The organism is Chryseobacterium oleae, from assembly GCF_900115055.1.
GTDB lineage: Bacteria > Bacteroidota > Bacteroidia > Flavobacteriales > Weeksellaceae > Chryseobacterium > Chryseobacterium oleae.
The window spans coordinates 629,674-645,275 of record NZ_FOVD01000002.1 but is presented as its reverse complement, the minus strand read 5'-3'; the positions used below and the strand labels follow the sequence as shown (position 1 = coordinate 645,275).

13 protein-coding genes are annotated in these 15,602 nt (G+C 37.2%); 10 read left to right on the top strand and 3 right to left on the bottom strand.

Annotated elements, in window-relative coordinates; translation table 11 throughout:
* Position 1: 1 nt before the first annotated feature.
* The 10 genes from BM143_RS09905 (at position 2) to BM143_RS09860 (ending at position 12,365) form a co-directional block, all read left to right on the top strand.
* Positions 2-2,800 (top strand): RHS repeat domain-containing protein, encoded by a 2,799-nt coding sequence (locus BM143_RS09905; protein ID WP_139222018.1) that lies wholly within the window; start codon positions 2-4, stop codon positions 2,798-2,800.
* A gap of 1 nt (position 2,801) precedes the next feature.
* The gene (locus tag BM143_RS09900) at positions 2,802-6,377 is read left to right on the top strand and encodes a DUF6443 domain-containing protein (RefSeq protein WP_167375268.1); all 3,576 of its coding nucleotides are present in this window, start codon (positions 2,802-2,804) and stop codon (positions 6,375-6,377) included.
* Positions 6,378-6,388: 11 nt separating this feature from the next.
* A complete protein-coding gene (locus BM143_RS09895) occupies positions 6,389-6,724 on the top strand; it encodes a hypothetical protein (protein ID WP_090024320.1) in 336 nt (111 codons plus the stop codon).
* A 236-nt stretch (positions 6,725-6,960) separates the two neighbouring features.
* The gene (locus tag BM143_RS09890) at positions 6,961-7,287 is read left to right on the top strand and encodes an enoyl-CoA hydratase (protein ID WP_090024319.1); all 327 of its coding nucleotides are present in this window, start codon (positions 6,961-6,963) and stop codon (positions 7,285-7,287) included.
* Between the two features lie 12 nt (positions 7,288-7,299).
* Positions 7,300-7,752 (top strand): hypothetical protein, encoded by a 453-nt coding sequence (locus tag BM143_RS09885; protein ID WP_139222017.1) that lies wholly within the window; start codon positions 7,300-7,302, stop codon positions 7,750-7,752.
* Positions 7,753-7,838: 86 nt separating this feature from the next.
* Complete coding sequence (locus BM143_RS09880) at positions 7,839-8,606, top strand: hypothetical protein (protein ID WP_090024317.1); 768 nt, start codon at positions 7,839-7,841, stop codon at positions 8,604-8,606.
* Positions 8,607-8,996: 390 nt separating this feature from the next.
* Positions 8,997-9,836 (top strand): SDR family NAD(P)-dependent oxidoreductase, encoded by an 840-nt coding sequence (locus BM143_RS09875; protein ID WP_090024316.1) that lies wholly within the window; start codon positions 8,997-8,999, stop codon positions 9,834-9,836.
* A 359-nt stretch (positions 9,837-10,195) separates the two neighbouring features.
* Positions 10,196-11,110, top strand: a complete 915-nt coding sequence (locus BM143_RS09870; RefSeq protein WP_090024315.1) for a helix-turn-helix domain-containing protein — start codon at positions 10,196-10,198, stop codon at positions 11,108-11,110.
* 518 nt (positions 11,111-11,628) lie between these two features.
* The gene (locus BM143_RS09865; protein ID WP_090024314.1) at positions 11,629-11,826 is read left to right on the top strand and encodes a bacteriocin-like protein; all 198 of its coding nucleotides are present in this window, start codon (positions 11,629-11,631) and stop codon (positions 11,824-11,826) included.
* 104 nt (positions 11,827-11,930) lie between these two features.
* The gene (locus BM143_RS09860) at positions 11,931-12,365 is read left to right on the top strand and encodes a hypothetical protein (RefSeq protein WP_090024313.1); all 435 of its coding nucleotides are present in this window, start codon (positions 11,931-11,933) and stop codon (positions 12,363-12,365) included.
* A gap of 148 nt (positions 12,366-12,513) precedes the next feature.
* Here BM143_RS09860 and gldG read toward each other — a convergent pair whose 3' ends face one another.
* The 3 genes from gldG to BM143_RS09845 form a co-directional block, all read right to left on the bottom strand.
* On the bottom strand, positions 12,514-14,184 hold the full coding sequence (gene gldG / locus BM143_RS09855) for a gliding motility-associated ABC transporter substrate-binding protein GldG (protein WP_090024466.1): 1,671 nt from the start codon (positions 14,182-14,184) through the stop codon (positions 12,514-12,516).
* Positions 14,185-14,188: 4 nt separating this feature from the next.
* On the bottom strand, positions 14,189-14,917 hold the full coding sequence (locus BM143_RS09850; protein ID WP_090024312.1) for an ABC transporter permease: 729 nt from the start codon (positions 14,915-14,917) through the stop codon (positions 14,189-14,191).
* A gap of 133 nt (positions 14,918-15,050) precedes the next feature.
* Positions 15,051-15,599 (bottom strand): CopD family protein, encoded by a 549-nt coding sequence (locus tag BM143_RS09845; RefSeq protein WP_090024311.1) that lies wholly within the window; start codon positions 15,597-15,599, stop codon positions 15,051-15,053.
* Positions 15,600-15,602 lie beyond the last annotated feature (3 nt).

Below are 15,602 nucleotides of genomic sequence, written 5' to 3'. Positions count from 1 at the left end.
TATGAAAAAGATACTTCTATTATGTATATTAATTTTTAACTGGGGATTATCGCAAAGAAATTTTGGTGACACTTCCGAACCTATGCCATCGGTTTCTTCATTTTCTTCTTATGTAAATACGCCGGTTTCTTTATCTACCGGAATCCCCAATATTTCAGTTCCTTTATTTAGCCTGCCTTCAGGTCATTCAGGCGTAGATCTTTCAGCGGTCCTGAATTACCATGCCTATAATGCAATCAGTAATAAACCCGGAAGCGAAGTCGGTTTAGGATGGTCTTTATTGAAAGGCGGTGTTATTTCAAGAGTCATCAACGGTATGGTGGATGAAGAACTCTCCAATCCCAACAGACCCAATTATAAGAAAAATATATTTGATGATATTTATTACTATGACATTCCGGGAGAATCCGGAAAATTCAAGTTTGTAAGAGATACCTTAAACAATACTTTCACCTTAAATAACATCTCAGGAAACAATATTAAAATTGACTATACAAGAGATTCCAATACAGCTACCCTTATCCTTAATTCTTTTACCCTGACCAATGATAAAGGCATTAAGTATATTTTTGAAGATTACAGTGTATCAAGATACAATACCGGAGCAGCGGGTTTTAATTATAAATCTGCCTTTTTCCTTACCAAAATAATTGATGAAAACAATCTTACTGTTGCTGATTTTAGCTACCAGAAAAACACAAAATACTCAGGAAATGTCATTATCTATCAAAACTGTAAGCTAGGGACTATTTCTACAAAATACGGAAAAATGGCTTTTGAGTATAGTTACAGTGCTTTTATGGAAGACGCCGGAAAGAATGATCCGTATGAGTTAAGTACGGTTTCACTGTCAGATGCTTACTCACATCTTATTTCCAAATACAGATTACAATATTCCACTTTTTCAGTGTATCAAGGTACTCCGGATAATGGTAATCAAGGAAAAAGAATTTTAACAGATATCAAAAAACTGGATAAAAACGAGCGGGTTATAGAAGCAAGAACACTTGAATATGACCGATTAGGTTCAGAAACAAACTACAGTCCGTCCGGTAATCCGAACGAATATGGAAATTTCTTATGCCCTGTCGACGGCCCAAAATATCCGGGACACTTTACACTTGGACTATTAAAAAAAATGATACTGCCTGAAGGAGGATATGTAGAGTATAACTTTGAAGCCGGTGAGATGTATCGGGATAGCAGTCAGCTCCTGTTTGATACAAATCAAATAACACAGCCTGATGTACAGTATTTAAATCTTGTCAATACTGCAGATTATGACACCAATATCAGCAGAAATTATACATTCCAAGTCACGGAAACCAAAAAGTTTTTTGTAACCGATTTGCTTTCAGAGGTCTACACGATTCATGATATACATGGAGACATTGTTTCCCCACCAGTCTATAAGCTCATGAATTCAGGAGGGGCTGAAATGCATGGATATGCCATTTATAAGTGTGACGGAATAAAATATTATAATCTCACTCCGGGAACTTACACCTTCAAAATAAAAGGCAATGGAAATGGGACCATTAAAACATATGCCATTACGAGTCTTCCCCAACCTTATAAAAATACGATTCAAAGAGAAGTACCACGTATTGCCACTATCAAATATTACACTTCAATTTTAAGCCTGAAAAAAACGATCACCTATCAGTATAATTCATTTACAAATCCCAATGATTCCAGCGGACAGGAGTTTTTTGGAGAATCATGCGATGGAGACTATGCGACAGGCTTTATCCTATACCGTAATGTAAAGGAAATATATGGCGGAGAGTCTGAAAACATAGGCTATTCAAAATATTACTTTAAAACACCGGATGACTATACTTCAGGCGGAAATGTTTTCTACAGGCCTTATTATAATATAGTTTCTTCGGGAATTCTGACCAAAAAAGAAGTGTTCAGCCAACAAAACCAGTTAATGTCGGATGAAAACATGGAATATGTTTTTGATGAAATCAGCAATCTTCCGGAATATACCATGTGCGCCGGATACCGGTCCAAAGCTTCCTGGATGAAATCTTCCAAAACCACATCCAAAACCTACTATGATAACGGAAGCAGCTTACAGAATATCACAGAAACCTTTTCCAATCCGGCCAATTTACAGACGTCTTTAATAAAGGACACTTCTTCTGAAGGGAAAGTAACTGAGAAGAAGATAAGCTACGCAGCCGATATGAACAATATCCGTCTGACAAATGCCAACATGATGTCTATCCCTATTCAGACCGAAGTAAAAGTAAACGGAACTCTTGTCAATAAATCGGAGACAAAATATGACAGTTCATCCAACCTGTATCCTTCATCAGTGATTGAATTTAATATGCAGAATCAAAGCCCGATAACAGCCGCTACGCTTGATATATATGATGATAAAGGCAATCTTGTACAGGCTTCCAATAAAGTGCATATCCCGACCACCACAATCTGGGGATATTACCAGACCCAGCCGATTGCTAAAATTGAAGGTCTGCCTTACAGTCAGGTGATGAATCTCCAGACCGTTATTGCAGCAGTGAATGCGTCCAATGCTGATGCCGATAATCCGGCCAATGAGTCTTCCTTATTGCTGGCTTTAGAAAACCTAAAGAAAGATCCCGTATTAAAAAACTATTCTGTGACCACTTCCACCTATGATCCGCTGATCGGTATTACCAACAGCATTTCTGCCAACGGAATAAAAACCACTTATCTGTATGACAGCGCCAACAGGCTTATAAAAATCACCGATGCCAGTGGAAAAACACTCTCAGAATATCAGTATAACTATAAAACTAATTAAGATGAAAAAAATAATATCATTATTGAATCTACTGTTTTTAGTGACATATTCTTCTGCTCAGACAGTCAGTGCAAATACAGACGAGAATTATATATATAGTAAAACCTGCCTTGATGAATCCTGTATCAAAAAAGCTGAACAGGTTCAGTATTTTGATAATCTGGGAAGGGCCAAACAGGTGATTAGTATTAAAGGAACGCCTTCCGGAAAAGATGTGGTCAGCCATATCCAATATGATGAATTCGGAAGAATAACAAAAGAATATTTTCCTGTTCCGCAGACCGGCACACAAAACGGAGCCATTTACACAGACCCTCTGAATAATGCCGCCAATATCTTTGGAAACGAAAAAATCTATTCCGAAAAGGAACTGGAAAATTCGCCTTTAGGAAGAATTAAAAAAATAACTCCTCCGGGCAACGACTGGGCAGCACATCCTTCCAGTATCACCTATGCAGCCAATACACCGGGAGAAGTAAAAAAATATACCGTTTCCACGTCCTTGCAAAACAGTGTCTCCACCATTACTGAAAACGGAACCTACGGAGCCAATCAGCTGATGAAAAGCACCGTAACAAACGGGGATGGGAATACTACCACGGAATTCAAGAACTCTGACGGAAATATCATTTTGGTTAGAAAAAATGACGGGACACAAAACATTGACACCTATTATGCCTATAATGATTTTGGGCAGCTAGCCTTTGTCATTCCGCCATTGGCTGTTGCCGCAGATGTTTCGGATCAGGCCATACGGGATAAACTATGCTACCAGTACAGATATGACGGACAAAACAGGCTGATAGAAAAGAAAATTCCCGGAAAAGGCTGGGAATATATGGTGTATGATAAGCAGGACCGTCTGGTATCTACACAGGATGCTGCTATGAGGGCTAAAGGACAATGGCTGTATACAAAATATGACCAATTTTCAAGAGTTATCATGACCGGAATATCTCTGGCCGCAGGAAGTACCCGGGAAGAAGAACAGAATAATGCATATGCTAAAGGCACAAATAATGAAACAAGAACTTCTTCGGTAGTGGTAAATTATAGCGGTATGGCTGTATATTACACAATAGAAGCAGGATACCCTCAATATGACAAGGTACAATACTTACTAAGCCTAAATTATTACGACACATACCCGCTGGATTCGCCTTCCAGACCAGCTCAGGTATTGGGAAAAAACACCATTGGTGATACTATGGACGCTTCCCTGAATACCAAAAATCTGGCTACTGCTTCTTATGTGAAAAATATAGAAGATGATAACTGGACCAAAAGCTATATCTGGTATGATGAGAAATCAAGAGCTGTGGGCACCTATTCAGTGAATCATTTGGGAGGATATACCAAAACAGAATCTGAGCTGGACTTTGCAGCCGTGGTACAACAGACAAAAGTTTATCACAAAAGGCTTTCTTCGGATACGGAAAAAGTGATTACCCAAACCTTTGAATATGACAGCCAAAATCGTCTGAAAAAACAGTGGCATCAGGTAAACAGCCAGCCGCAGGAATTAATGTCAGAGAACACTTATAACGAACTGTCACAGCTTTCCAATAAAAAAGTAGGAAACAATCTGCAAAGTATAGATTATACCTATAACATAAGAGGATCCATTACCAAAGTAAATGATCCCGCCATTCTGGGAAGTGATCTTTTCGGATATGCTGTTTCCTATTTTGATCCGGCCGGTACTTCTTCTGGAAAATACAGCGGAAATATAAAAGAGGTAAGCTGGAAAAGCGCACAGGATCAGATATTGAGAAAATACAGTTACCAGTATGATCCTTTGAACAGGATGAAAAAGGGGACATATTCAGAACCTGACTCCTCCGTACCGCAGAATAATTTCTTTAATGAAACCGTTGGCTATGATATGAACGGAAATATCACCGAACTGCAGCGAAACGGGAAAAGTTTTACAGGAACTGCGCAGCTTATTGATAACCTTACGTACAGCTACACCGGAAACCGACTCAATTCTGTTACAGACAGTTCAGGGGATTATGCCGGATATCCCGATACTTCAGGAACTACCATTTCATATGATGAGAACGGGAATATGAAAGACCATATTGATAAAGGTATTTTACAGATTGATTACAACTTCCTGGATCTTCCTGATTATGTAGAATTCGATATGCAATATAAATCGCGGGATCAGGTCAATCTTATGTACAATGTAAACACGAAATATCTGTACAGTGCAGACGGCACCAAGCTAAAAAAAACCTATACCTACGGTTTGGGTAAGCAAAACCTGGAGAGCACTAAAATTACTGAATATCTGAACGGTTTCCAGTACGAAAATAAAGGAACATCACAGAATGACCCTCTTAATCTAAAATTTGTTCCGACATCTGAAGGGTACTACAATTTTGAAAATAATAAGTATATTTACAGCTATACCGACCATTTGGGAAATGTCAGATTAAGTTACTCCAAAAACACAAATGGCAGCGCAGAAGTTCTTGAAGAAAACAATTTCTATCCTTTCGGACTGAAACATGAAGGTTATAATGCCTTAGCTGGAAATCCTTCCTACAAATATGGCTACAACGGAAAAGAGCTGCAGAAAGAAACAGGCTGGAGCGACTACGGAGCCAGAATGTATATGGCAGATATTGCAAGATGGGGCGTTGTAGATCCTTTGGCTGAAACTTCCAGAAGATTTACACCTTACAATTATGCCTTAAACAACCCTATAAGCTTTATAGATCCGGACGGCAGAAAAGCGATGGCTCCTATGGGGGAACCAGGTCTAGGACAAGATCCCAACTCAGGATGGTTTGGATCAGCAAACTCAATTGATAATAGGGATAGATTTTTGATAGAAAACGGCAAAGGAGGAATGGGTCCGGCAACCTTTGGGCAAACAGAAGAGTTTAAAGGTCTAATGACATATATTGAACAATCTGAATATTTTAAAGGGATTCATTTTAAAAAAATTGGAGATGATATAACAGTAGATAAAAATGGAAAAGTCAAAAGTTACGTTAGAAATGGAAAGCCTAATAGATTTTTTGATGAGAGCGGGATGGAATTGTTTATGAATGATCCTGAAGGTGTAGATAAAACAAGCTCAAGAAGGAAGTATAATGTTGGGGATCATGTTTATTATCCCATTGATTACCATGAATTTTTAAAAGCAATAGCTAGTGTTCCCAATACTAACAAAATTAGAACTTTGCTCGCCCAAGGAAGACTAGGAAACATGATTATCTCTCCAAGTGCCCAATTCTTAGCATATAGTTTGATTGGCTATGAATCCACTTATGGAGAGGCTGATTTTTCAGCGCATTATTTATCCCGAAAGTTAGATATAGGAAATAATGTTAATCAGAATGATTCTTCTTATCATATAAGATTTGGAAATACAAATACTATTTATAGTTTAATGGATGCTGGAAACTTTATGTGGGGAGGATGGTCGAAATTTATTGGATTGCTTAATCATGAAGTTAGTTTCGGAGTTAATACTTATGAGTTTCTTTATAATGGTCGAGCAGATACAAATGCGGATTCAAGATCTTTATCTAACGGGCGTAAATTCCTTTTATCTAAATAATTTAATTAGCTATGAAAAAAATATTTAATTTTTTAACTCCTACAAGAATATTATTAATATTTATATTATTTATTATTAGTGTTGCATTCATTTATCAGATAGACCCTTATAAATATAAACAGATAAGAGCTGGTTTAATTTTTTTATATTTTATACCAGGTTTATTGCTATTTACTTTAATACTTATTTATAATTTAAAGAAAAGCAATAGAGAGAATGATTTAAAAGGTAATATAGTTTCTATTATTCCTTTAATCTTAATTATTTTGTATGTTTTGTATGTTTTTCTTATGGTATCATATGCCGTAATCTGCCAGTGGCTTGGAATTGAAAATAAGATCGGATAACCCGCTCAGTTGGAGGAGCGTCACGCTCGTGTCCTTTTAAAAATAAGCCACTGTTTTAAGCAGTGGTTTTATTTTAATAAAAGAACTATTATATTTACAATGATACAGATCACTTAGTTAACGTAATGATAAGCTTAGCCGGCATATCTCCTACATGACAACAAATACAGGAAGCTAAATGGCTAATTTTCGAACCTGTTATTAGGGAGAACGTACAACACGTAAAACCATAAAATATGAAAACAATAGAAGATATTTTTAATTTAATAAAACAAGCAGTCAATCTACCTGGAGAAATTAATGACTATCAAGTGAGGCTAAGTAATGGAAGATTTGAAAGAGAAAATTTAATTGGAATATATAAAATAAGAAAAGGAAATGCAGTCGATAATAAACATCATAAACTCGCAGAGCAAATGAATAATTTACTAATTGGACTGAAAAATTATTCCGGAAGTCTGTTAAAAGGAGTAAATATTGACAATAACAATTATATAGGAACATTTTATTTAAGTGAAGATTCGGAGGAAGTTATTGGCTACCTTGAAAGTGAAATTGATTAAAATACTATATAAATGTTAATAGAAATAATATGTAAAGGATTGTTTTCTGTATTGAATTTTAATTTTTTAGAAAAATTACTGTTAAACTCCAAAGAAGCTCGTTTTATTGATCCCGAAATTAATTCAATCAAAGATTTCGATGAAATGATTAATATAATCAATTCAAATTCTTACTGTGATTTTGTTATTAGTACAGATTTTTTAGATATAAAGGGGAAAATTATTCCGAGGGTATTTATTAATTTAGGGCGAAATAATGACGAAGTTGAAATCTTATTTTTCTTTGATTTAAAGGATTTGAAGGAATCTAACTTTAAGATGAGTATTGATTACTTAAAAGATTGGGTAGAGGAATTTCAAAAAAAATATAATTTTAACTATTTTATTTGCCAGCCTGATAATGCAGACTTAAATGAATATTATTTTGATATTCATGGAAAAGGAAAATTATACAATACTATTTAAATAAAATAAACCACTGCTCTCGTAGTGGTTTTTATTTTAAGTAAGAACCATTATATTTACAATGATACAGATTCCATTTGAAAAGCATGAATTTATTCGTAACAGACATAGACAGCGATTATCAAAGTTTAATTAATAATAAAGATTTTACCACTGTGAATTTTCCTATTGAAAAAGCGGTTAAAATTTATGGTAGTAGTTATGACAGACTAAGAGGTAAAAACAAATTAAAACTTGAAATTGAAAATATAATTGGTTTTAAAGATGATCACTTAAACTCATGTGAAGCGATAGAAAATTTTCTGGTTTATACTTATTATTTATTAAAAACAAATAACAAGCTGGTAGTCTTTACGGCTGGATTATCATTTGCATCTATTGATCATTATATTAAAATAATGGAAATTATTGTGCCCAGGTTGGGTAATCGCACATTACATGTTGTCAAACATTTTACTGATATTAATGAATCTCAATTAACGGATCTGTACATACACATCCCTACCATTGATAAAGAAATCATATTTGATTTTATGAAAAAATGGTTAGTCGGATTTAAGCCTAAAGAGGTATATTTTAGCCATCCTCAATATTTTGGAAAAACAGAGTTTGAAACTGATGATTATTTTGAAATGCTTTCGTTTATTTTATCTGAACCCAACAGGGAATATGATTTCTATTTTAAGAATAAAAACCATCCTCAATATCGTAAAGGAATGATTCTTATCCATAAGAATTCCACATATTTAGGAATTGGTGTCAATAAAAATGATGAAAAAGATCTCATTGATCAATTAACCAAAGGATATCATAAGACACCCATTATTCGCAACTGGCTACAAGTACCCTATTAATAAATAACGGCAACAGCAAAAACTTTACTACAATCTTCATTTAACTATCAATATCCCCTCTTACCACCATCCCGATCCCCTTCCACAACCACCTCTACCCCCTTACCCAAGGGGGTAGACAGGGCTCATTAAGGGACTATCGGCAGTTTACAAACGGCATAAAGGGGCTTATCTAAGGGGCTTTATGGCCTTCCAAAGCGGGTAAAGACCGTTAGATAAGTAGCTCCCGGGACTTATGCAACGGCCTGAACCTCATTAAGAGCCAGCTGGAAAGCCCTAAGATCTTCTTTTCCCATCTCATCCACGATCTGATTACATCATTCATTGATTGGGCTACGTCTACCCTTTCCGATCCTGCGATCTTTGTACCATCATTTAAACCCAATAAAAATGGAAACAAAAAAAGTATGGTTCGTAACGGGAGCCTCAAAAGGTCTGGGATTGGCCTTAGTGAAAAAATTATTAGAAAATAACTACCGTGTGGCGGCTGCTACCAGAAATGCACAGTCTTTAATTTCAGAAATTGGAGAAACATCTGATGTATTCTTACCGATTGAACTGAACTTAACGGATAATGACGATGTACAGTCAGCGGTATCAAAAACAATAGAGTATTTTGGACAGCTTGATGTGGTGGTCAACAATGCCGGATACGGGCAGATCGGTACACTGGAAGAGCTTAGAGACGGGGAAGCCAGAGCCAATTTCGATGTCAATGTCTTCGGAACACTGAATGTCATCAGGAATACCGTTCCTTATCTTCGTGAACAAAAATCAGGACATATATTCAATATTTCTTCAATCGGAGGCTATGCCGGGAACTTCCCGGGCTGGGGAATCTATTGTGCGACTAAGTTTGCGGTAGCGGGATTAACTGAAGCATTGGCTGAAGAGATCAAAGAATTCGGAGTGTATGCCACTGTGGTATATCCGGGCTATTTCCGTACAGATTTCTTAAGTAAAGATTCGGTAAAAACGCCGGAAACCCCAATTCAAGTGTATGAAACCGCGAGAAATTCCGAGCAGGCACACCTTAACGAAATTAATGGCAACCAGCCCAATGATCCCGAAAAAGGAGCAGCAGCCATCATCGCACTCAGCGAAGAGCAGAATCCCCCGGTTCATTTCTTATTGGGAAGCGGCACCGCTGAATTGCTGGATCAAAAAATTAAAACCATTACCGACGATGCAAAACAATGGGAAACACTGACAGTGTCTACGGTGATATAGCTTTAAAATCTAAATCCTTTGTCTATGTTCAGAATGACAATGGCAAGTCTATCATATGTTTTTCTTAGCACATGAACATAATGTATTAGAAATGTCATGCTGAGCGTAGTCGAAGCATTTAGTAATAAATACTTTTATATTATACATTTTACACCACACAAAGATCCTTTGTGACCTTCGTTCGTAAACCTGCAGTTTATGCTCACGATGACAACGCTAATACTAAAAGACCAACTCCTTAAACAACAGCATCAATCATTAATACATTAATACTTTTTACATTTTACATTGGTACATTAGTACCTTGTCCATCATTACTTTTTACATTATACTTCTACAAAAAAAATTAAATTAGCATCATGAAACCTCCCTTCCGCTTCAATTCAATTTCAGAATTTCATGCCTTTTGTAATCTTCCCAATCCTGAGCACCCTTTGATCAGTCTGATTGATTACAGCAAGGTCAACTACCCTATGGATGACAATGAGTTGAAATGGATTCAGAATTTTTATTCTATCGGGCTGAAGCGAAATGTGAATGCGAAGTTCAACTATGGTCAGCAGGAATATGATTTTAATTCCGGCGTTTTGTGTTTTGTTTCTCCGCTTCAGTTTCTGAAGCTGGAAATGAAGTCTGATGTTGTCGTAGAACCCACGGGTTGGCTTCTGGTGGTTCATCCGGATTTCCTCTGGAATACGCCGCTTGCAAAAAAGATAAAATCGTATGACTTTTTCAAATATAACGTCACTGAAGCGCTTTTCCTATCAGACAGGGAAGAAAAAATTGTCGTCGATGTTCTGAAAAATATAGAAAAAGAATACCAGTCGAATATCGACAAATTCTCTCAGGAGCTGATTGCGGCGCAGATTGAGCTCCTTCTTATCTATTCTGAACGTTTTTATGAGCGGCAGTTTTTCACCCGGAAAAAATCCAGCCATGAGCTTCTGGAACGTTTTGAGGAAGTGCTTTCCAGGTATTTTGACAGCGCAAATCTCATAGAAAATGGAATTCCTTCGGTAAAATCCATTGCCGGAGAGATGAATATTTCTCCCAATTATCTCGGATCTTTATTGCGCATTCATACCCAACAAAATACACAGCAGCATATCCAAAATAAACTGATTGAGCTGGCCAAAGAACGCCTCAGCACCACTCATCTTTCGGTAAGTGAAATTGCTTATGAACTGGGCTTTGAGCATCCGCAGTCTTTCAGTAAGTTGTTTAAACAGAAGACGAATCAGTCGCCGCTGGAATTCAGGAAAATGTTCAATTGATAAATACGAATGTCGATTCAGCTCAAATAGACTAAGAAAACTTTTATGCAGACGCTCCATCGAATCAGTCGAAGATTGATTTTTCTCTTTCTATTTCTTAAACTATTCGATGTTATGTTAAAACTTTGCATTTATTAAAACACAAACTGCACAAATATTTTTCACGAATGACACCAATATAGATGACTTAATAGTGGTATTTGTGAAAAATATTTGTGGTATTTGTGGTTAAAAAATCTTAAAAATTAAAAGTTGTATTTAATATAAGGTTTGATTTATTTTTGATCTTACTCCACAAGTTTTTCATATACCACATTAGCTTTCTTCACATCAGCATTTACATGGCGGAAAGTACCATCAATACAATAAAACACTATACAGCAACAGGTTACAAGTGAATTTGTTTGATAATTTTCGTCTGAAAATTAAAAAGCAACCCAAAAATTCACTACCTTAGGATTTAGATAAGCGGAATCCGAAAAGCTTTAAAAGAGTAGGAAAACCAAAAACTAATTATTATGAAAAATCTAAAAAAACTTTCAAGAGACCAAATGAGAGGCCTAACCGGGGCTGTAGCAGCAGTAGCCGCTCCTTGTGACGGATGGAAATTATGCCATGCCAATGATGACGGAAGTTATGGCTGGGGAATGTGTCCGGCTTCAACAGGAGGAACAAGCTGCCATAACTACGCCTGCGGTGGTGGATTTTGGTGCTAATTAAACAATGAGAATGAATAGTTTTTCAAAAGACTATTCATTCTTTATGTCCTATTTTAAATGATCCATTGATTTGTATCATTTCAACTACAATCACAATTATTATGAAAAAAATAATCTTACTCATTCTGACATTGATGTTCGGAATTGGGTTTGCACAGAAAGTAAAAAAAGAAGAAAAAGTAAAAGATAAATTCGAGTCGCGACAGCCTCAGGATATGTCTGTTCCTCCGCCTCCAATGGTAGCTTTTCCTGCCCAATATCCCAAAGGAAACAAAGCCTTTATTGAAAACGTCAAAAAGAATTTAAATGCAGATGCTCTTAAGCCGCTCAGTAAAGATTTAAAAACCAAGATCATTCTGAAAGTCAACTCGGAAGGCAATGTAGTGAATATTTCCACCTATGGAGAAAATGAAGTTTTCAACAGCGAAGTAAAAAAAGCAGCTGAAAAAGCGACTTACCAGGTGAAATGGGAAGCCGGAAAAAACAACAGAGGAGAAAAAGTAATTGATATTGTGAATCTTCCGTTTAAATATTAAGGTAGCAGATAATAGGTAGCAGGTGATAGGTAGCAGGGATTAGGGAATGAACGGATTAAAGTTCGTCCTTATTAATGTAAAAACCTCAACGCTGCTCCGTACTCCAAAAATAAAAAACCACCGTTTTTCACGGTGGTTTTTATATATTCTATCCAAACTTTCTTTTCCTCATCCAGAAGAATAATCCTCCCAGAAGACCGATTACCACTAAAGGCAGCAGTAGATTCAGCCATTGCCAGTTTGCTTTTTCTTCCGTGATACGGTTTCTGTCGAGAAGTCGTTCTTCAATGTTTCTGTTTCTAAGTGCCATCAGATTGCTGTCGTCCAAGAGATAATCCAACGCATTTCTCAGGAACTGTTCGTTTCCGAACTCCTGATTCGTCAGACGGTCAATTCCCATCGGAAGCGGCTCACCTTTGTGCATTTTATTTCTTCCGACATCTCCGTCAGCAATTATGATCATTTTGTTTTCAGTACTCTGGCTTTTGAAACCCGGATATCCTTTTCTTTCAATCCTTGATGCGTAGGCAGAGTTGAATTTCCCTTCCAGTGCAACAGCAAAAATCTTAGGTCTGCTTGGTTTTTCCATTTGGCCAAGACTGTCTACACTGGCAATTTCTTTAAGATCCACATAGTTGGGAACCTGCTTCAGAAGCGTTCTCTCACTGGATTCGAAAAGAACCTTTGTTTTGATGTTTTTCCTTCCGCCTAATGTATCGATGGAAGTCGGGAATTCAAATTTTACAGGGTTGATATTTTTCGTAATCGGATTATCATTTTCAGCAATTCCAAGTGGGAAATACGGCCATGGAAGGCTTGTATACTGAGGATTCCCTCCTACTTCACCCGTTACCAGTTTCAGCAGGGCAAATTTCTTTACATCCTTCACCAACGCCGGATTGATTCTGATTCCATAATTGAAAAAGAAATCCGTCATATTGATATCTACAGGGAAAGGCATTACTTTCTGAGATCTTGTCAGCGTATCCATTTCAGCGTTTACGGCATCGATCATCCAAAGGGTTTTCCCACCGTTCATAATAAACTGGTCAAGGATTACTTTTTCATTATCTGTAAATGCTTTTCTAGGTTTTGCAATCACTAAAGCGCTCATCTGCTTCAGTAACGGAAGATCTTCAAGAGTAAGTTCTGTCTGATTTTTTGGGACTACTGGACCTGCATCATAATTTTCCAGCGCCAATTGCATAAAACCATGGAATTCTTCAGGACCAAGCTCATCCTGATTTACCAGGATTCCGACTTTCTTTCTCTTATCCGCTGCGATATTCTTGATATTGGAAACCAGACTGTATTCAAGACCTTCAATAGATCTGGTCAGCTGCTGATCTGCATCTATTCCCGCCTGCTGTACCACCAACGGGATAGACACTCCTCTTTTATCATATTTGATCACAGCATAAGGGAAAAGCGTAATCTGTGTAATCTTACCATCTTTTACATCCGGAAGAACAGAAGGTTGCATCCCCATCGCCATCAGCGTGTCCTTAGACATTTTTGTTTTAATAGGATCGATGAATTTAAAATCGATCTTCGGATTGATTTTTCTGAACTCTTCCAGCATAAATCTGGTTTCGCTCTGAAGCTGTTTAAAGCTTGCCGGAAAATCTCCTTCCAGATAAACATCTACTGTGAGCGGCTTTTTCACAGATTCCAGCACTTTTACCGTACTGTCCGAAAGCGTATATCTTTTTTCTTTTGTTAAGTCTAATCTGATTCCCGAATACGTAAGCAGAATCACCAAAGGCACTATGGCGATCAGGAAAATCCCTAATGGAGATTTAATATTGAACTTCTTCATCATACTACTTCTTTTTAGAGATAAAATGGTTGGACAATAATAACGTAGCACCGATGATCAGAATAAAATAAGCCACATCTTTAAAATCGATAAGACCTCTGGTAAAGCCCAAAAAATGCTGATAAAAACCTATATTCTGAAGAACAAAATCGGCACCGCCCAAAAGCTTGTAGCTCGCCAGCTGCTCTATCCCAAAGTACATGATGAAACACATGAAAACGCCCAAAAGGTAAGCCATGATCTGATTCTGTGATAAGGAAGAAGCCAGAATTCCAACGCCTGAGAATGCTGCAATCAGCACGATCAGTCCGATATAGCTTCCGAAGGTCATTCCAAGGTCAATATTCCCGGCCGGAACGCCTAAAACATATACGGTATAAAGATAAATCAGTGACGGAATCAGGCATAAAACCCCAACAATCCACACTGAAAGAAACTTCCCTGTTACCAAGTCTGAAACTTTTAAAGGCTGCGAAAACAACCAGTTCAGGGTTCCCGTCTGCTGTTCTTCCGCAAAAGTCTTCATAGACAATGCAGGCATAATAAACATCAGCAGCCATGGAACGAGTACGAAATAGCTCTGCAGAGAGGCCATTCCGATGTCGAAAATATTAGAATCATTCTCGAAAAAAAACAGGAAAAGAGCGGTAATCAGACTGAATGCGCCGATAATGACCCACGCGCTCCAGTTTCCAAAGTAACTCCAAAGTTCCTTCTTTAAAATTGCAATCATAGTTTTATTTAGGGGTTAGAGTTTAGGTTGCAGGTAGCAGGTAGCAGGTAGCAGGTAGCAGGTAGCAGGTAGCAGGTAGCAGGTAGCAGGTAGCAAAAAAACTCATCATTCATAACTCTTAACTTATAACTCTTTAGTCCTTCTTTTTTTTATTAACGAGTTTCACCGTCATCATGATCAGAAATACAAGAACGAAAAATCCGGCGATTAATTGCCACCAGTACTCAATCACTGAAGATTTAAGGATCACGGTAAATACCACAAGGAACAGAAGAAATGTAGCGATCTCGTTGGCCTGTCTCAGTTTGATATTAGGCGTTTCGATGGTTTGTCCGTTCAACTCTTTCAGTTTCAGTACTTTTTTCCAGCACCAGTAATGATAAACGGCAAGACCGATCAGGAAAGTAAGTTTTAAATGGAACCACGGCATTTTCATCAGCCCGGTATTAAGAAAGATCATCACAATTCCGCAAACTGCCATTATCACACCTGCCGGAACGGTAATGATATTCCAAAGCCTTCTGGCCATGAAAGTATACTGTTCTCTAAGGATTTTCTTTTTTTCTTCAGCAAATTCGTCCGTATCCTTATAGTAAACGAAAATTCTTACGAGATAAAAAATTCCCGCAAAATAGCTTACCATAAAGATGATATGCAGTGCTTTGATTATTGTATAAAGCATCAG